The sequence below is a fragment of the Nodosilinea nodulosa PCC 7104 genome (assembly GCF_000309385.1).
In the GTDB taxonomy this organism is placed as follows: Bacteria; Cyanobacteriota; Cyanobacteriia; order Phormidesmidales; family Phormidesmidaceae; genus Nodosilinea; species Nodosilinea nodulosa.
Window position 1 is genome coordinate 435737 of the sequence record NZ_JH976538.1, and the last position, 17108, is coordinate 452844.

Sequence of the window (17108 nt, forward strand, 5' to 3'; positions counted from 1 at the left end):
CATGATCACTCCCAATGGATTAGATCGCATTCTTGCTTTTATGCCAATTTTTGAGCGCACACCCAGCAGTCTGTACGAGGTGCGCCCAGATTTGAGCATGATGGATCCCTATTTCTATGCTCCAGAGTTTAACCAGTTCATCAAGGGGCTTTACCGTGAGAACTTGGTGATTGACTTCAACTGGGTTGCCTGGAAAGATGAGGCTGCCAAGTATCTTGAGAATCCCAGGCAGATCGAGTCAGCAGATTTAGAGACCCTACAGAAACTGATCACAACCCATGTTCGTGCGGATCGGTTCAATAGCGGGCACCTGGCTCAGATGGTTGAGAATGGGCATATCTTGGCAATCCTGAAGCGCCTAGCGGCGATTCGCAGGCAAATGGAAGCTTTTCGTTCAGATTCACAGCAGCGAATTCGAGTCATCCGGGGCAATATTACCCGCCAGCAAGTAGATGCGATCGTCAATGCAGCCAAAGAGTCGCTATTGGGAGGTGGTGGCGTGGATGGCGCTATCCACCGAGCGGCGGGGCCTGAACTGCTGGCAGAGTGTCGAACGCTGGGGGGCTGCCTCACAGGGGAGGCCAAAATTACGCAGGGGTATAATCTGCCTGCCCGATGGGTGATTCACACCGTAGGGCCAGTCTGGCAAGGTGGGCAGCAGTGTGAGGATGAGTTGTTGGCCTGTTGTTACCGCAGTAGCCTGGCCTTGGCTGAGGCCCATTCAATTCGTACCCTGGCATTTCCTGCGATCAGCACAGGGGTCTATGGGTTTCCGCTAGAGCGGGCTACACACATTGCCATGGCTGAAGTAATCGCTTTTCTGAGCCATTCAGCTTTTGTTGAGGAGGTCAGATTTATCTGCTTTGGCGATGAGGCTCATCGGGTTTACCAAGCAGCGCTATCGATGCTGTAAACGCAAGAGAGACAGAGCTCTAGCTGAGCCAGCCTTGGGTTTTGAGGTGATTCCAGGCCATGGCGAGATGCTGAGGCTTAAAGAGGTTCTTCTTACGATCGCTCCATTCCCGCACCCGCTCAATGGCTATCTTGCAATCTGCTGCTGCACGAGGGTCTTCCTGAGCCACCCAGTGCAGGGTCGCCAGCATTTCCATGCCGTAGGGGGTTTCAAACCCTTCGATTAGCTGACTGACCCGCTCTAAATAGGGGTCGGCATTTTGGCCCTCAGCTAAGAAACTTTGAGCCGCCTCATGCCCTGCGGGCAAGACCTGAATCTGGGCGCGATCGCTCCCGTCACCGTACCCACGAATGTAGTGGCCTTCCATACCTTGCAGGGCGTGGCCTAGGTTGTGGGCATAGGGGCCATAGTGAAAGCGCTGGAACGCCAGGCTTTGCAGCGTTGGCTCTCCAGCCATTTTGAGAAAGTACGCCAGCTTTTGAATTTCGATGCGGCTGGCGCTATACCCCGGTAGCCCATAGAGTTCTAGGATCCGAATCAGGGCGGCTCTAAAGGCTGTCATCGGCGGCTTTGAGGTGGCGATCGCCATTGCTTCAACCGGCGGTGCCCCGGCAGGTTCAAACACAATCACCTCGACATTGGGCAGTGGCTTAAAGGCTTCTAGAATGAGCGGTTTGACCTCGGCCCAGTTTAATCCTCCATTGCCACAGCCTAAGGGGGGAATGGCAATCGACCGAATTCCCAAGCGTTGAACTTCTGCTACTAAAGCGGCTAGCCCGGCCTTGATATCGTCAAGCTGGGAGGGTTGCTTCCAGTGGCGTTTGGTAGGGAAGTTGATGATATACCGGGGGTTTAGCAGCGAGTCGGTGGCGACGGTAAACATGCGGCCTGGCTCGACCTCATTGTTTTTGCACGCTTTTTGATACTGCTTAAAGTTGTCTGGAAACGCCCGCTTAAATTGCAGCGCAACTCCTTTGCCCATGACACCTACACAGTTAACAGTGTTCACTAGGGCTTCTGTTTTTTCGTCTAGGAGGTTGCCACGCTTTAGCTTGAGCATTGTGTCGTCATATTATTAGTTCAATTGTACTAAATAGAGGAGTTGGGTTCAAGATCCTTCAGGGGTGGTTGAGTCGCCTGCATTTTATGTGTAATACCACTGGGGGCGCAGGCGGGCGGTCACCGTTTGCCCAAATTGTCGCAAAATTTGGTTCACCTCGGCAGCGATCGCCTCATCCATCACCCCAATGCCGCGAATTAAAGGCCAGGGCACCGCTTGGTGTACCAAAAACTCGGCCTGGCGGCGGCGCTTGCGATCGCCATCCTCTTCGGTATCCCGCCAATACTTGGTTTGCATGATCTCCCAGTCGATAGCGGTGTCGATTTCGTTGAGGTCGTCGTAGAAGCTGGTGTAGCCCATAACGGCATGGCCATCGCTGAATACAAACCCCAGGTCGGCCTCTGCGATCGCTTCGGCGGTGGTCACCAGGTGCAAGATAGTCTGCTGACCGCTGGTGTAGCCAGTGACGTTGCCGATGTGGATTGCCCCCAGCATGGGCGAACGGGGAGCAAAGTAGAAGGGTACGTAGTCGTGCAGTACGCCGCCAGGGCCACAGGGAACGGTTTTGGAGTAGCGCCGATCTTGAATGTGCTCGTAGGCAATGGAGGTGTAGTCGGCCTCGCTGACTTGCAGCCGGTTTTTGGCTAGCAGGGTACCGGCCTGCACAATGGTGGCCAGGTTGCTGATGGGGGTAATGTGGTAAAGCCAAACGGGCATTCTACACAAGGCAGCGGTGAGAGCTCTTTAGCATAGCAATCGTGCCGGGTTTAGTGATTAGGTCGGAGTAAGTTTTCTTTCAGATCGTAGACCACAAGAATGGGTATAGCCCTGTCATCTTGCTATAGGAATGTCTAACGAATATACGGATTAATAGCTCTTGGGCTGAAAGGTGGAGTAGCAATGATATCCACCCTATAAGGCTGCGGGCTTGTGGCGTTAACGCACTCTCTGTTCGACAGTAAGGCTCAGGGTATTCGGCCTTACCGCATGGATCTGAGCCGTCGGGAGTGCATCGAGCTGCTAGAGAAACTTAGGTGGGGTGGGGAGCCGCAGTGCCCGTACTGCGGTTCGCGACGCGCTTCGCCCATGGATAGGGAACTACGCCACCACTGTAATGACTGTTTTACGTCATATAGCGTTACAGTTGGGACGCTATTCCATCAAACTCATGTAGATTTACAGAAATGGTTTAGGACGATTCTGCTCGTTCAGGCGTCTTCAGGTAGCATTAGTGTGCGAAAACTGGCGTATGAGATAGGGGTAAGCAAGAATACAGCGGCTCTGATGCTCAGGCGTCTGCGGGAAGCACCCCTTCAAGAGTGCAAGCTATTGGAGGCTATTGCTAAGGAAGTCGGTGATCTACAGTAACGGCTAGACGGAAGATGGAAAGAGTCAGCAGGGTTCCTCCACAGTCTTCACTTAATTACACTCTCATTTTTGTGCTAATCAGCACATTAGCGTTTTTTGGTTTTGCCTTTCCTTACCTATTGTTGCTCAACGCTGAAGGAAAGCTGCTCGAAGGAATTGGTCTTCTCTTAAGCGGGGCTAGCTTCTTATTGCCCCTCGCCTTTCAAATACACGACAAGAAGCAAGCTGAACTAGAGAAAAGCGAGAAAGCAGGAGACGAAATCGGCTTGCAGCTTATGAACAATGTAATAACCTTAGCTTTGGCTAATCAAGAGGCCCTACTCAGACAAAGCAACCAACTTGGAATGCACCAGAGGCTGAGGGCTACCGAACTTGGTCCTGCTTTCATAAATGACTCTATTCCACCTATTTTGGCCGATAGAGCCGATCGCTTACTGAGTCAAAGCTACGGGATTGCCGAGCAGATTGACTTTCGTCGAGGTATTGCGCAGCATTTGGAGCAGCATGAGCAAGACTTGAAAGCTCTTGCCGTAGAAGCTGCTGACGATGTGCTCGATCAGTTGAGCGAAGATCGCCTTAAAGCCTTGGGTTTGTATGACTTAGACGCCCGAAACCCCTTTATTGGCGATATTTTTAAGTACTTGAGAGTTTGGCTGAAGAGCAGTATCGAGTACGATATGCCTATGCCCGAAGACCGTATCACTCAGACTGCATTAGACAGAAAGCTCTATTTGGATGTCATCAAGCATATTCGTGATGACAAAATAGAGGCTTTTGGCTTAGCCGAAGAAGCCCAGAAAAAGGTCGTCAGAAAATATCTCACCACACTAGTTGGTAGATTAGATGCTGCTTAAAGTACAGCTACCGTTTTCTGTATTGGCCAAAATCTTCTTGAGCAACTTCCTGTTCTACCCGAGCTAGTTCTGCCTCATAATTAGCAACCGCCAGTTTTTGACTGTCTTCAAGCGCAGAAACTAGCGTTTCTACAGATTGCTTAGCCTGATTAGCCTGGGTTGTTAGGCGAGGTTCGTCCATGGTCACTTTTTCCTCAACAATCGTCAACAGCGCTAAAGCCTTACGAGCAAGGCTTTGGACCGTTCCTTCCTGACCTGGAACTGGCTGAAATCCCATGGCTAACCCCAGTGGAAAAAGTATGCTGAGCTAAGACGTATATAGATATGCCGCCAACCCAAAAAGCTAGGGCAAAACCACCTCGTCTAGGCGCATCCTAACTACCCCAGCCACTGTGGTCTACACCACAAACTGGGACAGCAGGGAATATAGCTAGGAGTTCGCAGGAAAAATACGGAACGGCTTTTAGTTTAGTACAGATGAACTATATCAGCAAGGCTGTATATCGTTTTGTTGAGTTGTCATTTGTGAAAGGTCTTGAACCTTTGCTGAAGGGGCATTTTGCAAGCGAAGGTGTAACTATACTGAGAAGCCAAGCCTGCCTGCCAACGCCCTCACCCTAGAGGAAACTGTATGACCCAACCCGCTCGCCCTGCTGTCTTCATCGAGAAGATTTTTCCGGTGACGCTGCTGAATAAGCAGGTGTATTACGAGCATGGGGGCAACCCGTTTAAGGGGCTGCATCGGTGGTATTCGCGCAAGCCGCTGTCGTTTAGTCGGGCGAGTGTGTTGGGCTCGCTGCTGCCGGACACGGTGACGATGGAGGAGTTTGAGTATCTGCTGGGGCTAAACCGGCGGGTGGATGGGCACTCGGATAGCACGACGAAGCTGTATAAGACGCCGCCCAGCCCGGAGCGGATTAAGCAGGTGCATGACCTGTGTGAGCAGACCTGGGGTACGCGCACGCCGACGGTGCTGGATGCGTTTGCGGGGGGTGGCAGCATTCCGTTTGAGGCGGTGCGGTATGGGCTGAATGTGCTGGCCAGCGACTTGAACCCGGTGGCGGTGGTGACGATGAAGGCGGCGATGGAGTACCCGCTAAAGTTTGGGCCAGATTTGCAGCATGAGATTGATAAGTGGGTGAAGTGGGTTGGCGATGAGGCAGAAAAGCGGTTAGCGGAGTTTTTTCCGTCGCAGGAGGGGGAGACGGTTCAGAACTATTTGTGGGCGCATACGGTGGTGTGCCCGAGTTGTGAGTCGGTGGTGCCGTTAAGCCCGAATTGGTGGCTCAATAGTTCTCCTAGCGCTGTAAAAAAGAAAGATCTGTGGGCTGCCAAGCCCATAGCCAATCTTGAAAATAAAAACGTCAAATTTGAGATTGTTAGAGGTGAAATAACTAAGAATGGAACTCTGAAATTAAAAGGCGAGCTTGAAGATGAATATGATCCTTCAGGTTCTGTGACCATAAGTAGATGTGTTGGGAAATGTCCAAATTGTGAAAATATAATTGCCGACGAAATCATCAAGCAGCAAGCCCAGAATGGCGTCATGGGTTGTCAAATGTATGCTGTTGGCTACAAAAAACATACCAGTGAATTATGCTTTCGTGTTCCACTGGAGGCCGATCATGATGCTTTTGTCAGGGCAGAAAAATACTTTTTAGATAAACTTTACTTTTGGAATCAGGAAAATCTTATTCCAGGAGAGGCAGGAGATAACACAGGGATTTTTCCTTGTGAAGCTGATAGAGTTCACAAATATGGAATAAGAAAGAAAAAAGATTACTTTAATACAAGACAACTGTTGGTTTTAGTGACTTTAGCTGATATCTTGCGGGGGGTAGAAGCTAAGCTAGAGAGATCTGGTGTCGATTCTGATAAGGTATCTGCAATTCTTGTCTATCTCAGTTTAGTTCTTGACCGTTGTGTTGACAGGCATTGTCGCCTCGCCAGGTGGCATCCCAGTCGGACAAATGTTGAGGCTTGCTCTAGTCAACATGCCTTTAACTTAATGTGGAATTATCCAGAGAACGTTGGAACATCAAGGCTCTGGAATTGGTGTTCAGAAACTGTTTCTGGTGAATATGAGGAGTTGTGCTCCCTGATTGGACTTCGTTCAAAGTCGACTACTCTGGTTAAACAAGGCTTTACTCAGGGAAGCTGTCAGGTTGAGAACTTTTCTGCTGACGACCTGAGTGCTATCGAAACTGAATCTATAGACCTTGTCGTTACCGACCCACCATACTATTCAACTATTCAATATGGTGAGTTATCTGACTTTTTCTATGTATGGCAAAAACGAGTTCTGAGTAATGTTTTTCCAGAGTTTTATTGGTCAGATTTAACTGATAAATCTCGGGAAGCTATTGCTAATCCCTCCCGCTTCCGAAACATGGGCGGAAGTCCTGAAGAACTTGCCAACCGTGATTACGAAGCCAAAATGGCTCTCGCCTTTGCCGAATACTTCCGCGTCCTCCGCGACGACGGCGTCATGACCGTCCAGTTCAACCACAAAGACTCCGGTGCCTGGGACGTGCTCGCCAAATCCCTCATCGACGCCGGGTTTGAAATCACCGCCAGTTGGGCCGTCAGCACCGAGAACCCGCAAAACCTGCACCAGGCCCAGAAAAACTCCGTCTCCAGCACCGTGCTCTTGGTCTGCCGCAAGCGCGACCCCAACGCCGGTTCCGCCTGGTGGGATGACCTGCGCCCCGAACTCGCCAACCTCGTCGAGCAACGCGCCCCCGAATTTGAAGCCAACGACATTGGCGGCATCGACCTCTACCTCAGCGCCTTTGGCCCCGCCCTCAACGTCTTTAGCCGCGCCTGGCCCGTGCTCGACAGCTCCGGCGTTGAAATGCGCCCCGAAGTCGCCTTTGGGGAAGCTCGTAAAGCGATCGCCAACTACCGCTTCCGCAAACTGCTCGAAGCCGACACCGCCGGGTTCGACCCCCTCACCCAGTGGTACATCCTCGCCTGGGATGCCTTCCGCGCCCGCGAGTTCCCCTTCGATGAAGCGCGGCAGCTCGCCCTCGCCGTCGGCGGCTTCAACGTCAGCGACCTGGCCAAAACCCACAAACTGATCGACTCCGCCAGCGGCACCTGCAAACTGCTCACCCCCCAGCAACGCCTCAAAAAACGCGCCTTCTCCACCAACCCCGACGAGTTTACTGCGATCGCCCTAGTCGATGGCCTCCACGCCATCATCGCCCTCTACCTGGAAGAACAAAGCATCGACCCCGTCCGCCGCTTTCTCAAAACCACCGGCCTACTCAGCAACGACCTCTTCATGCGCGCCTGGGAAGTCGCCCTCAAGGCGATCCCCCACATCGGCGACGAGCGCAAACGCATGGTTGAAGAGAAGGCGCTAGCCGACCTGTGGCTGGCGATGGATGAGATTCAAGCCAAGGTGCTCTACGTGCAGCCAGAGCTGGAGTTTGAAGAGGGCCAGATGGGCTTGTTTTAGAAACGGCGAGGGAAAGACGGCAAGACGCAGAGAGGGTTTGATATTTGCGTCACCATAAAGTTAGTTGGGATATCATACGGGGGTAAGCACTATGGCAGGTACATCGGCTAAAGTTCCAAAATCTAAAAAGAAAAATTTTTCTAGCTTTAGCTATGCCGAAGCTTTCAAACAGCTCAACTTAGACGATCTTATTCCCTGGGAACTAGACGCGCCCCCGGTAGAACCCAGCGCCTTCTTCCAAGAACGGCTGCATCGCCTAGAGCAAACCTTTGACCTAGAAGGCTACGAAGAATCGAAAAAGCTGCTGATTGATGCCATTTGCGAAGAGGCGATCGCCAGCACCGACCACCTCAAAATCTGGAAAGGAGCCCAACTCGAAGGCGACACCGCCGCAGGCTATGTCGATTACCTGATCGCCGAGCGAAAACGGTATTTAGACATTCCCCTACTGTGCATCATCGAAGCCAAAAAGGATGACTTTGAGAAAGGGCTGGCCCAATGCCTGGTCGAAATGCAGGCCTGCCAGTGGCAAAATCGTCAATCGGGTCGCGAGATTGATGTCTACGGCATCGTCACCAATGGCCGAGCCTGGCAATTCTACCGCATGATTCCGGCGGGCACAGTCTACGAAACCCCTGTATATTCCACGGGCGATATGGATCTATTGCTGGGGCGATTGCGCTATATCTTCCAGCTATGCGAACAGAATCTGGACTAAGGTTTTGGAAAATGTTGAATGCCATTAAGCAACAGACTACCGTGAAGCCTGGGGGCGTAATTGAGCTAACTTCACCGGAATTGCCAGAAGGGGCGATCGTGGAGGTGATTGTGTTGATTCAAGACTCTGCTGAATTAGCCAAAGAAACGGCGCGATCGCTCACGAGCCTGATTGGAGCAGCCCCCGGCAGCTTTGCCACCCCAGAAGAGGCCGACCAGTTCATCCGCCAGGAACGGGATGCATGGGATTATTAATAGAGATTCCGGTTGGGCTGCTGTCAGAGGTCATTTTGCCAGAGGAGTGATACATTCAAAACTACGAAGAGAGGCTCAGATAGTGTTATGACAATATCCCTAATCGATCTTCCTAATGCAATCCCTGCCGAGGAACAACGGCTTGTGCTGGAGGGCATCACCTGGCAGCAGTACGATGCCCTAGTGGCTCTGTTTATGAACCAGTTCCCCGCACTGCGGATGACCTATCTGGAAGGCACCCTTGAACTCATGACCACCTCTCCCGAGCATGAACGTCTCAAAAAAATCATTGCTCGCCTAATCGAAGCCTTTGCCGAAGAACTGGACTTAGACCTCAATGGCTTCGGCTCTGCCACTTTCCGTAAAGAAGCCGCCGCCCGTGGCTTGGAGCCGGATGAATGCTATTGCCTGGGCGCACTGTACGAGGTACCAGACATTGCCCTGGAAATCGTTCTCACTAGCGGCGGCATCGATAAGTTGAAGGTTTATCAAGGCTTAGGGGTTAAAGAGGTCTGGTTCTGGGAGAATCAGCGCCTCAGCATCTACGGTCTGACGGCAGTGGGCGAGGATTACGAAGCTTTACAGATGAGTCAGCTCTTACCACAACTCGATTTTGCTCTCTTGGCTAGCTATGTCGATAGCACCAGCCAAACCCAGGCGGTTAAAGCCTATCGTCAGGCGTTAAGGGAGAGCTTGTTGTAAAGACAAGCCGGTTTACTCTCATGATTTCGGAAGCCGACTATGAAAATGCCCTAGAGCGCATTCGTACTCTGATGGATGCTGCTCCAGATACTCCTGAGTTGGATGAATTAGATAGGTTGGCTACCCTGGTAGAAGCCTACGAAGAGCAGCACTACCCGATTGGCTTGCCAGACTCCGCTCCATAAACCATGCCACCCCTACTAACGACCTACCCCTGGCGCATTAGCTACGCCAGCGACACCAGCAACCCCGTCGCCGACTTCTACATCCCTGCCCTCGAACGCGCCACCCAGTACGATCGCAAATCCGGCTTCTTCAACAGCGCCATCCTCAGCCAGGTCGCCGGAGGGCTAGGGGCCTTCCTCCACAACCAAGGCCGCATCCGTCTGATCATGAGCTGCCACCTCAGCCAATCCGACCTCCAAGCCATTCAGCAGGGCTACACCCTCCGCGATGCCGTCGCCGCCCGCCTCGATGCCAACCTCACCCCACCCACCAACTTTGCCCAGCTCAAACGCCTCGAAATCCTTAGCTGGCTAATTCAGAGCGATCGCCTCGATATCCGCATCGCCATCCCCCTGCGCCACGATGGGCAACCCCTCGACCCTGACGAGGCCATCAACACTCACTACATCTACCACGAGAAAGTCTGCCTCTTCACCGACGCCGACGGCAACCAAATCGCCACCACCGGCTCCAATAACGAGTCCAGCGGTGGCTGGAACTTCAATGTCGAATCGTTTCACGTTTTCTGCTCTTGGGAGGGCGATCGCGACCTGGCCCGCGTGCAAGAAGAAACCCTGCGCTTCGAGCAACACTGGCATAACCAAATCCCCAGTGTCCGGGTGTTTGAAGTGCCCGAAGCCGTCAAACGCAAGCTAATCCGCTACGCTCCACCCCAAAAGCCGACCTGGAACACCGACGACGAATTTAACCAGCGCCCCCTCACCAAGCAAGAGCGAGAACAGCTAGAAATACCTGACCCAGAGCCGGTTGAGGAAAAAGAGCCAGAGGCCCAGATCGATGAGTCTGCCCTGGCTAGGGAACGGGAGATGTTTCGGGCGATCGCCAACATCCACCAAGATCCCGGCTGCCTGAGCGCCTGCCTCAGCTCTATTCCCATCCAGCCCTGGCCCCACCAGATCAAAATCCTCAAACGCGCCGCCGCTGAATTTCCCCGCAGCTTTCTGATCGCCGATGAAGTTGGCTTGGGCAAAACCATCGAGACCGGGCTGATCCTCCGCTACCTGGTGGTCTCCCAAAAGGTCAAGCGCGTCCTCGTGCTGGCTCCCGCCAGCGTCCAGCCCCAGTGGCACGAAGAACTGCGCGAAAAATTCAACCTCCACTTCTGGAGCTACACCCAGGGCGAATTAAAAGATCCCTACGGTCAAACTACCCAGCCCACCGGCAACCCCTGGAATAGCCAAAACCTGATCCTCGCCTCTAGCCACCTGGTGCGTCGCCAGGAGCGGATGCAAGAACTGCTCGATGCCGAACCCTGGGATCTGGTCATCCTCGACGAGGCCCACCACGCCCGCCGCAAATCGCCCCAGGCCCGCAAAGACACCCCCAACCGCCTGCTGCAACTGCTGGAGCAGCTGCGCGACAAAACTAAAGCGCTGATTTTGCTATCGGCCACGCCGATGCAAATTGACCCCATCGAAGTCTTTGACCTGCTGCATGTGCTGGGCCTACAAGGCCACTGGGCCTACGGCGACACCTTCTGCGACTACTTCGCTTCCCTCGATAGCAAGCCCGATCGCCATCTGCTCAACTTTTGGCAAACGATGTCTGCCGACTACTTTGCCCGTGGCGGCCAGCCCTGCCCTCGGCTTCAGCAGCACCTCCATCAGCAAGACCGCATGCTGGCCAGCCGAGTGGAAGATGCTTGGCGGGGGCGGCTGAAAATAACCATCAACGATCGCCTCTTCCTGCAAGATGAGGCCTTTCTCGCCGCCTCCCTGCAATTCCTCTCGACCAATACCCCCCTCAAAGACATGATGTTCCGCCACACACGGGACACCCTACGCGAGTACTACCGCCTCGGCCTGCTGGAAAAAGACGTGCCCCGCCGCGAGGTGTGTGACAACGCCATTACCCTAGAACCCACCCGCGAAGCCGACCTCTACCGCCAGGTGAGCGACTACGTGCGCCACTTCTACCGCCTGGCCCAAAAGGAACAGCGCAAAGCCCTGGGCTTTTTGATGACCCTCTATCGCAAGCGGTTGACCAGTTCCTTCTACGCCATTCAGCAATCGCTCCAGCGGCGGCTCGACTCCCTCCTCACCCAGCAGGGCAGCGGCCTCACTGCTGACGACCTGGCGGATCTAGACGATGCCGACGATGCGGTAATCGAAGGGCTAGAGGGCTACATGGAGCCTGTAGACCCCCGCGAAATCGAGCACCTAGAAGCCCTGCTGCGGCAGTTTGAGAACACTGGGGAAGACACCAAGCTGACCCACTTCATCGCCACCTTGCGACAGGAGTTGGTGAACCGGGAAAGTGCGATCGCCTTCACTCAGTACACCGACACCATGGATTTTCTGCGAGAGCAACTGCGGGAACTCTACGGCAGCCAGGTAGCCTGCTACTCTGGGCGCGGCGGCGAACTGTGGCGCGATGGCCAGTGGGCGATCGTGCCCAAGGAGCTGATCAAAACACGGTTTCGCGATGGCGAGATCAAAATCCTGCTCTGCACTGAATCCGCCAGTGAGGGCCTGAACCTGCAAACCTGCGGGGTGCTGTTTAACTACGACCTGTCCTGGAACCCCATGCGGGTGGAGCAGCGCATTGGCCGCATTGACCGCATTGGGCAGCGTTACCCTACAGTCACCATCCACAACTTCTACTACGACGGCACGGTGGAGGCGAAGGTGTATCGGAAATTGCGCGATCGCATTGGAGCCTTTGAATCTGTCGTCGGCAACCTTCAACCCATCCTGGCCCAGGTGCCCACCTTCATCGAACGGGCCACCATGAGCGTCGATGCTGAGGAAGAAGACGTGCTGCTCTCTGAGTTCGACAATGTCCTATCGGCTCCGCCCCAGCGACCAGCCCTTGATGACATGGTGAAGCGCGATGTAGAGGCCGACCTGCACGACATTCGGCGACCGCTGCCTCTTACCGCCATAAGCCTGGAGACTGTGGAAGCAACATTTACCCAGTCGAACCTCCTCAAAGCTAAAGGGATTCACTTCTCTCAATTAGAGCTGGAGGTGTGGACACTCACCACTGGTCAGCGCACCTATTCTGTGACGTTCAAACCAGAGGTGTTTGGAGAAAAACCCTCTCTACGCTTGATGACTTGGGGCGATCCTCTCTTCCAATCCTTGCTGGCGGCAAGTCAAGATTGCCCGTAAGAGTAAGTAGGCAACTGGATATAAGTCCTCAAACCAGCTTAGTTTCCTCCATCAACCCCTGATACCGCTCTGGCAGAGTCCCCTCTTGCCAGAGCTTTTCCATAATGGCATCGCGCATCCATGCCGTCCGGTTCTCCTTCTCCCGCATCAGCGCGTCAATATCCTCCGGCAACCTGACGCAGAGGGGCCGCTCCGCCATGGCCACCTCGCCCTGCTGCTGGAAGCGGGTCAAATAATCTCTGCGGGGAGCCTCATCACTCATTGCCGGAAAACTCCACAGTTGGGTGGCTTGAATCATCCCAAGTATACGAGGCTTTAACCATCCTCGGCTATTGATCAGTGGGGCTTATCGGTCGACCAATTTTTCCCCGAAATTGATCAGAAACTCTCATCAAAAAACCTGTAAAACCCCTTCTCTGAAACCCATAACCCGCGTATACATGGGCTATACTAAAAAGTAAGGAAAAGAACAGGACGCCGGAGCCACAAAGTACGGGGAACCTGCTGATACCGCAGCCGCCGGAGCTGATTCCGATGTCCCACACGACTGAAAACTGACCAAGTCCAACCTTCACCTTCACTTGCATACGGTGATGCCCCGGAGCGCTACCAACAACCACCGGGGCACTGCCGGATTCACTTTCATTTTGGGAGAAATGACCGTGTTACCTGCATTCACTGATTCTATCCAAACCGAGATGGCCCAGCAGGCTGAGGCCGCCTACGCCGAGCGCTATCTCGATGGCAGCACCGATGCTGCCATGGGTCGCCTGCCGGAATATGCCCACGACGCTTATCTGGAAGGCTACGTCGCCAAGCTCAAGGAGTTGCCCAAAGACCCTCTTGGGCGGTTAATCCACTATTCGCCCAGGCAGCACTTCGCCTTTGGCTATGTGGATAGCCCTAACCCCTGTGGCTGTGACGAGTTCTAGGCCGATCCATTCCTATTCACCGGGGCAGAGCTAGGGCTTTGCCCTCTTCACTTCACACCATTTAAGGAGACTTGCCATGACCACGTCAACGACCGTAACCCCCGCGGCTCAAAACGGCCACAATCCCCACGCTGCTGAAACGTTGGTTGCCTCAGAGCACGACGAGTTCGATGCGGCGGAGTACGAGGACGGGCGCGAGTCCTTGCCCTACCTGCAAATGCTGAATTATCAAGACCCCAATCAGGCAGGCTTTTTCATCACGGCTGAAAATATGGCCGCGTCTTTCTTTGTCCCCAACGAAGATTGGACGCTGCATACCGCTACCTTTCAGCGCGGAGAAACCGCTGAAGGCTATCGCTCTTTACTGGCCCGGCTGCTGATTCTAGGCAAGTCCAAGCTGACCATGTACAACCGTGACAGCGGTGAGTTCATCGGTGACTTTCAGAAGTCCACCTACGATCGCACTATCCATTTGCTGAAGCAGCGCTATCTGGTCTACCTGATTACCAAAGATAAGCAGCTGATGCACGAATCTCCGCTGATGCTGACCACCAAGGGCTCCTTCTGCGGCAGCTTTGGCGATACCGTGCGGGCATTCCACAGCGATATGAGCAAGGCTTACGGGGAAGCCACCGGAGCCAAGAAATCTCGGGGCGATCGCTTCATGGCGCTGTCGGTGCTGGCGGTGCGGGTGCAGCCAGCACTCAAGGGCAAGGAGAAAAAGTCCTGGGTCTGCTCCGTAGCAGGTTACGGGCAACCTACTGCCGACAACTGGAAGTCCTACTTTGTCGGCTACGACGAGGCGATCAAAGCGCGCATCTTGCGTGACTTCGAGACCTGGGCTGATTTTGGCAAGGGCGCGATGAATCCCCCTGCCCAAAGCCCAGCGGATGAGCCCGCCTTTGGCTACGACGAATTCTAAACCCCCTTCCCACAGCCCGGAGACGTTTCTTCGGGCTGTTTTCTTGATCCCCCTCAGAGGACTTCACCATGTCACTGCCCTACGAAGACGACCTCAAAGCTCTGATTGGTGGTCAGGTGTGCCACGCGGCCCTGAGCCAGGATGGCTATCCCTACCTGATCATCACTAAGACCGACGAATCCCGAGTCTTCTACGTAATTGCCCAGTGTGATGCCGAGGGCAACGGCCCTGGGTTTTTGCAGCTGAACGAACAGCCAGGCCGCGTCGCCGAGTATCCATAACTCCCCTCACGACTCTTCATTCGGGGTCAATCATGCTATCCCCCAAAACCTGGTATGCCCTGGCGTTTGTTCTTGAGCCAGGGCTGTTTTTGTTCAAGCAACTGCTGCTTCACCGCTACCTCCATATCCTGAACTGGGGCATGGGGGTGGAGAGCACCGCGATTCTGCTGCGCTGGCTGCTGGAGCCGGAGCAGCGACCGTTCGCCAATCTCTCAGACCTGGTGGTGCTTGCCGCTCAAACGGGTGATGAGATGCCCTACACTCAGACGCTCTGTGAAACCTACCTATTTCCCCTACTGCGACAGCACCGCGTTCGCGTGGTGCAGGTGGCCAAAGCCTCCGCCAGCAAGCGCGACGGCTATGTGGTTCTCTCTGATACCCGAACGCCCAAGACACTGCATATCGAGGGCTATTTCAAGCTTAGCCAGAACCTGCTGCTCTCCGGCACGGTGCCGCGATTGGGACGGCCCCACATCTGCGCTCAGCGCTGGAAAGGGGAAGTGCTCGATGCGTGGCTCACTGATCACATCGACGATGCCTTTGGCCCCTATCTGGGCTACAACTGCGAAGAGTCGAAGCGGGTCGCCAAGTCCGATGGCTATAGCTGCCGGGGCTTTGACTACATTTATCCCCTGGTGGAATGGGGCTGGAGCCGAGACGATTGCCTCCAGTACCTCTACCGCCAGTGGGGCATCTGGTTTGCGAAATCAGCCTGTAGCTTTTGCCCCTTTCAAGATTGTGGCACGGCGGTCGAGCGGTTCCAGCGAGACCCCGATGCCGCAGCCCAAGCCCTGCTGATGGAGCAGAATGCCCTGGCCCACAATCCCCGGATGCATCTGTTTTCTTCAGGAACCGCCTACGGGCTGGTGGTGAAGCACAACCTTCAGGCCGTGCTGGAGCGCTACGAAGAACGGCTGGCCCAAGAAACCTGGGCGTTGTACCACGTCTACCGGATCTATCGGCAGTTGCCAGTCAAAGACAAGCCTGGAAAGTTTCGCATCGATGCCGATCGCTACAACGGTGTGGTGACAACGGGTAATCGCACTTACATCGACTCCTGCCTGAGCGAACTGGCTCAGCGCCACGGCAAACCTGTAATTGCCCAGCACGGTCAACGTTTCTACGTCCACGAACGAGTTGAGAAGCAGTATCCCGCCTGGGAAGAGTTCTTTGTTGCCACCATTCATCAGGCCGAGGACAAGTGCCGCAACCTGAAGCGTTTCAGAGAACGCTGGTATGCCTTAACCGGCGACACCATTGAGCTGAAGTTCGGAGAATCCCTCCAGCTTTCGCTTCTGTAAACCCGTTCAATCTTTGCCACCGCCCTTGATGACACCCATCGGGGGCTTTTCTTTTGGAGATGTTCTATGTCATCTATACCGATTGAAGCTGCCCCAGTCCGAGATTTCAACGTCCCAGCCCTGATTGATTGCCTGGGCAACTTCTCCGATGCCTACTTTGATGCCACCTGGATGCATCTGAGTGTGGAGGAGGCTGAAGCGCTGGCGGCGTTGCTGATTCATCAGCTCACGCGATCGCTCTCCGGCAAGCTGCTTGCCGCCTACCTCCACGCCCTGCGTTCTGGGGAAAGCCTTGATTTGCCCCCGATCAAGATTCGCGTTCGGCACCCAATGCGATGCTTACCACTTGATTTTCCTGGCGAAGCGCCGTTGCCGGTATTTCTCTATGGCGACCCTGTCCGCTGGACTGCCGATACCCTGACGACCGGCACCGTCATCGGGCGCTACTTTGCCTATGCCCACCACCGGGGCTGCTGGGCCTGGAACTACCTGATCTGGCTCAATGACCTCACCGGCCAGGTACTCGCCGATAGCGCCTGGGAAGACGACCTGGAGGCAATGCCATGACGCGCCCCTTGACTGATCGGGACTTACAGCTAATCCAACTCTATGCCCGCTGTCGCCTGGGCCTCTCGCCCCAAGCCTTCTACAGCAAGTGGGGCGTCAGCCACGAACTCATCGCCGCTATTTGCTCACGATCTCCCGTCACCGTGCATCGCTGGTTTTTACAGGGGCAAGACTATCGCGCCCCTAGCGCCAGCGATCTCAGGCATTTAGCCTTGATGGATTTCATGCTGGAGCACTTCGAGATGATGCCGTCAGACCTCATGGCCATGCTCTGCGCTGGAGTCGCCCTCAACGCATCCGAAGAATTCAGGGACACGAGCACATAAGCCCGTTTTTTTCAATATCCAACGGATATTTCTTTCCGAAATTTCGTTGCCTAGGGTGAGCGAATGATCCTGAATCGCTCACCTCAAC

At 54.3% G+C, this 17108-nt stretch carries 19 protein-coding genes; 15 read left to right on the top strand and 4 right to left on the bottom strand.

Going from position 1 to position 17108, the window contains the following annotated elements:
* The first annotated feature begins 1 nt into the window (after position 1).
* The gene (locus tag LEPTO7104_RS43385) at positions 2-913 is read left to right on the top strand and encodes an O-acetyl-ADP-ribose deacetylase (protein WP_017302299.1); all 912 of its coding nucleotides are present in this window, start codon (positions 2-4) and stop codon (positions 911-913) included.
* A gap of 19 nt (positions 914-932) precedes the next feature.
* Here the strand turns inward: LEPTO7104_RS43385 and darG are convergent, their stop codons facing one another.
* Together darG and darT are read right to left on the bottom strand one after the other, a co-directional pair.
* Positions 933-1973: a type II toxin-antitoxin system antitoxin DNA ADP-ribosyl glycohydrolase DarG gene (gene darG / locus LEPTO7104_RS0130155; protein ID WP_017302300.1), complete on the bottom strand. Its 1041-nt coding sequence runs from the start codon at positions 1971-1973 to the stop codon at positions 933-935.
* Between the two features lie 84 nt (positions 1974-2057).
* Positions 2058-2690, bottom strand: a complete 633-nt coding sequence (gene darT / locus LEPTO7104_RS0130160; protein WP_017302301.1) for a type II toxin-antitoxin system toxin DNA ADP-ribosyl transferase DarT — start codon at positions 2688-2690, stop codon at positions 2058-2060.
* Positions 2691-2960: 270 nt separating this feature from the next.
* Here darT and LEPTO7104_RS43950 point away from each other — a divergent pair, with 270 nt between their 5' ends.
* Both LEPTO7104_RS43950 and LEPTO7104_RS0130170 read left to right on the top strand, forming a co-directional pair.
* Positions 2961-3341, top strand: coding sequence for a transposase (locus LEPTO7104_RS43950; protein WP_017302302.1), 381 nt, complete (start codon positions 2961-2963; stop codon positions 3339-3341).
* A gap of 71 nt (positions 3342-3412) precedes the next feature.
* Positions 3413-4195, top strand: coding sequence for a hypothetical protein (locus LEPTO7104_RS0130170; protein ID WP_155524007.1), 783 nt, complete (start codon positions 3413-3415; stop codon positions 4193-4195).
* A 7-nt stretch (positions 4196-4202) separates the two neighbouring features.
* On the opposite strand, the gene LEPTO7104_RS0130175 is transcribed toward LEPTO7104_RS0130170, so the two are convergent.
* The gene (locus tag LEPTO7104_RS0130175) at positions 4203-4472 is read right to left on the bottom strand and encodes a hypothetical protein (RefSeq protein WP_017302304.1); all 270 of its coding nucleotides are present in this window, start codon (positions 4470-4472) and stop codon (positions 4203-4205) included.
* 354 nt (positions 4473-4826) lie between these two features.
* Between LEPTO7104_RS0130175 and LEPTO7104_RS36235 the strand changes: the two genes are divergently transcribed.
* From LEPTO7104_RS36235 to LEPTO7104_RS0130205, 6 genes are all read left to right on the top strand, one after another.
* On the top strand, positions 4827-7658 hold the full coding sequence (locus LEPTO7104_RS36235; protein ID WP_040697966.1) for a DUF1156 domain-containing protein: 2832 nt from the start codon (positions 4827-4829) through the stop codon (positions 7656-7658).
* 91 nt (positions 7659-7749) lie between these two features.
* Positions 7750-8376 carry a hypothetical protein gene (locus LEPTO7104_RS0130185; RefSeq protein ID WP_017302306.1) on the top strand — a complete coding sequence of 209 codons (627 nt, stop codon included), beginning with the start codon at positions 7750-7752 and terminating at the stop codon, positions 8374-8376.
* Positions 8377-8387: 11 nt separating this feature from the next.
* Positions 8388-8630: a hypothetical protein gene (locus LEPTO7104_RS0130190; RefSeq protein ID WP_017302307.1), complete on the top strand. Its 243-nt coding sequence runs from the start codon at positions 8388-8390 to the stop codon at positions 8628-8630.
* A gap of 87 nt (positions 8631-8717) precedes the next feature.
* Positions 8718-9332, top strand: a complete 615-nt coding sequence (locus tag LEPTO7104_RS0130195; protein WP_017302308.1) for a Uma2 family endonuclease — start codon at positions 8718-8720, stop codon at positions 9330-9332.
* 20 nt (positions 9333-9352) lie between these two features.
* Positions 9353-9517 (top strand): hypothetical protein, encoded by a 165-nt coding sequence (locus LEPTO7104_RS39655; RefSeq protein WP_017302309.1) that lies wholly within the window; start codon positions 9353-9355, stop codon positions 9515-9517.
* Positions 9518-9520: 3 nt separating this feature from the next.
* Positions 9521-12691, top strand: coding sequence for an SNF2-related protein (locus LEPTO7104_RS0130205; protein WP_017302310.1), 3171 nt, complete (start codon positions 9521-9523; stop codon positions 12689-12691).
* A 28-nt stretch (positions 12692-12719) separates the two neighbouring features.
* On the opposite strand, the gene LEPTO7104_RS36245 is transcribed toward LEPTO7104_RS0130205, so the two are convergent.
* On the bottom strand, positions 12720-12989 hold the full coding sequence (locus LEPTO7104_RS36245) for a hypothetical protein (RefSeq protein WP_017302311.1): 270 nt from the start codon (positions 12987-12989) through the stop codon (positions 12720-12722).
* A gap of 364 nt (positions 12990-13353) precedes the next feature.
* Here LEPTO7104_RS36245 and LEPTO7104_RS0130215 point away from each other — a divergent pair, with 364 nt between their 5' ends.
* From LEPTO7104_RS0130215 to LEPTO7104_RS0130240, 6 genes are all read left to right on the top strand, one after another.
* Positions 13354-13623 (top strand): hypothetical protein, encoded by a 270-nt coding sequence (locus LEPTO7104_RS0130215; protein ID WP_155524008.1) that lies wholly within the window; start codon positions 13354-13356, stop codon positions 13621-13623.
* Between the two features lie 76 nt (positions 13624-13699).
* Positions 13700-14545: a DUF5895 domain-containing protein gene (locus LEPTO7104_RS0130220; protein ID WP_017302313.1), complete on the top strand. Its 846-nt coding sequence runs from the start codon at positions 13700-13702 to the stop codon at positions 14543-14545.
* Positions 14546-14613: 68 nt separating this feature from the next.
* Positions 14614-14826, top strand: a complete 213-nt coding sequence (locus LEPTO7104_RS0130225) for a hypothetical protein (protein WP_017302314.1) — start codon at positions 14614-14616, stop codon at positions 14824-14826.
* 32 nt (positions 14827-14858) lie between these two features.
* On the top strand, positions 14859-16127 hold the full coding sequence (locus LEPTO7104_RS36250) for a cytochrome P450 family protein (protein ID WP_017302315.1): 1269 nt from the start codon (positions 14859-14861) through the stop codon (positions 16125-16127).
* Between the two features lie 66 nt (positions 16128-16193).
* Positions 16194-16694 (top strand): hypothetical protein, encoded by a 501-nt coding sequence (locus LEPTO7104_RS36255; protein ID WP_017302316.1) that lies wholly within the window; start codon positions 16194-16196, stop codon positions 16692-16694.
* On the top strand, positions 16691-17020 hold the full coding sequence (locus LEPTO7104_RS0130240) for a hypothetical protein (RefSeq protein ID WP_017302317.1): 330 nt from the start codon (positions 16691-16693) through the stop codon (positions 17018-17020). Before LEPTO7104_RS36255 ends, LEPTO7104_RS0130240 begins: the two co-directional genes overlap by 4 nt.
* Positions 17021-17108: the final 88 nt, after the last annotated feature.

Bases quoted from the DNA above. Each gene is read 5' to 3' on its own strand.
- darG (WP_017302300.1), bottom strand. From the start codon at position 1,973: ATGCTCAAGCTAAAGCGTGGCAACCTCCTAGACGAAAAAACAGAAGCC.
- LEPTO7104_RS39655 (WP_017302309.1), top strand. From the start codon at position 9,353: ATGATTTCGGAAGCCGACTATGAAAATGCCCTAGAGCGCATTCGTACT.
- LEPTO7104_RS43385 (WP_017302299.1), top strand. From the start codon at position 2: ATGATCACTCCCAATGGATTAGATCGCATTCTTGCTTTTATGCCAATT.
- LEPTO7104_RS0130185 (WP_017302306.1), top strand. From the start codon at position 7,750: ATGGCAGGTACATCGGCTAAAGTTCCAAAATCTAAAAAGAAAAATTTT.
- LEPTO7104_RS36245 (WP_017302311.1), bottom strand. From the start codon at position 12,989: ATGATTCAAGCCACCCAACTGTGGAGTTTTCCGGCAATGAGTGATGAG.
- LEPTO7104_RS0130240 (WP_017302317.1), top strand. From the start codon at position 16,691: ATGACGCGCCCCTTGACTGATCGGGACTTACAGCTAATCCAACTCTAT.
- LEPTO7104_RS36235 (WP_040697966.1), top strand. From the start codon at position 4,827: ATGACCCAACCCGCTCGCCCTGCTGTCTTCATCGAGAAGATTTTTCCG.
- LEPTO7104_RS0130220 (WP_017302313.1), top strand. From the start codon at position 13,700: ATGACCACGTCAACGACCGTAACCCCCGCGGCTCAAAACGGCCACAAT.
- LEPTO7104_RS36255 (WP_017302316.1), top strand. From the start codon at position 16,194: ATGTCATCTATACCGATTGAAGCTGCCCCAGTCCGAGATTTCAACGTC.
- LEPTO7104_RS0130205 (WP_017302310.1), top strand. From the start codon at position 9,521: ATGCCACCCCTACTAACGACCTACCCCTGGCGCATTAGCTACGCCAGC.
- LEPTO7104_RS0130195 (WP_017302308.1), top strand. From the start codon at position 8,718: ATGACAATATCCCTAATCGATCTTCCTAATGCAATCCCTGCCGAGGAA.
- LEPTO7104_RS36250 (WP_017302315.1), top strand. From the start codon at position 14,859: ATGCTATCCCCCAAAACCTGGTATGCCCTGGCGTTTGTTCTTGAGCCA.
- darT (WP_017302301.1), bottom strand. From the start codon at position 2,690: ATGCCCGTTTGGCTTTACCACATTACCCCCATCAGCAACCTGGCCACC.
- LEPTO7104_RS0130190 (WP_017302307.1), top strand. From the start codon at position 8,388: ATGTTGAATGCCATTAAGCAACAGACTACCGTGAAGCCTGGGGGCGTA.
- LEPTO7104_RS0130225 (WP_017302314.1), top strand. From the start codon at position 14,614: ATGTCACTGCCCTACGAAGACGACCTCAAAGCTCTGATTGGTGGTCAG.
- LEPTO7104_RS43950 (WP_017302302.1), top strand. From the start codon at position 2,961: ATGGATCTGAGCCGTCGGGAGTGCATCGAGCTGCTAGAGAAACTTAGG.
- LEPTO7104_RS0130175 (WP_017302304.1), bottom strand. From the start codon at position 4,472: ATGGGATTTCAGCCAGTTCCAGGTCAGGAAGGAACGGTCCAAAGCCTT.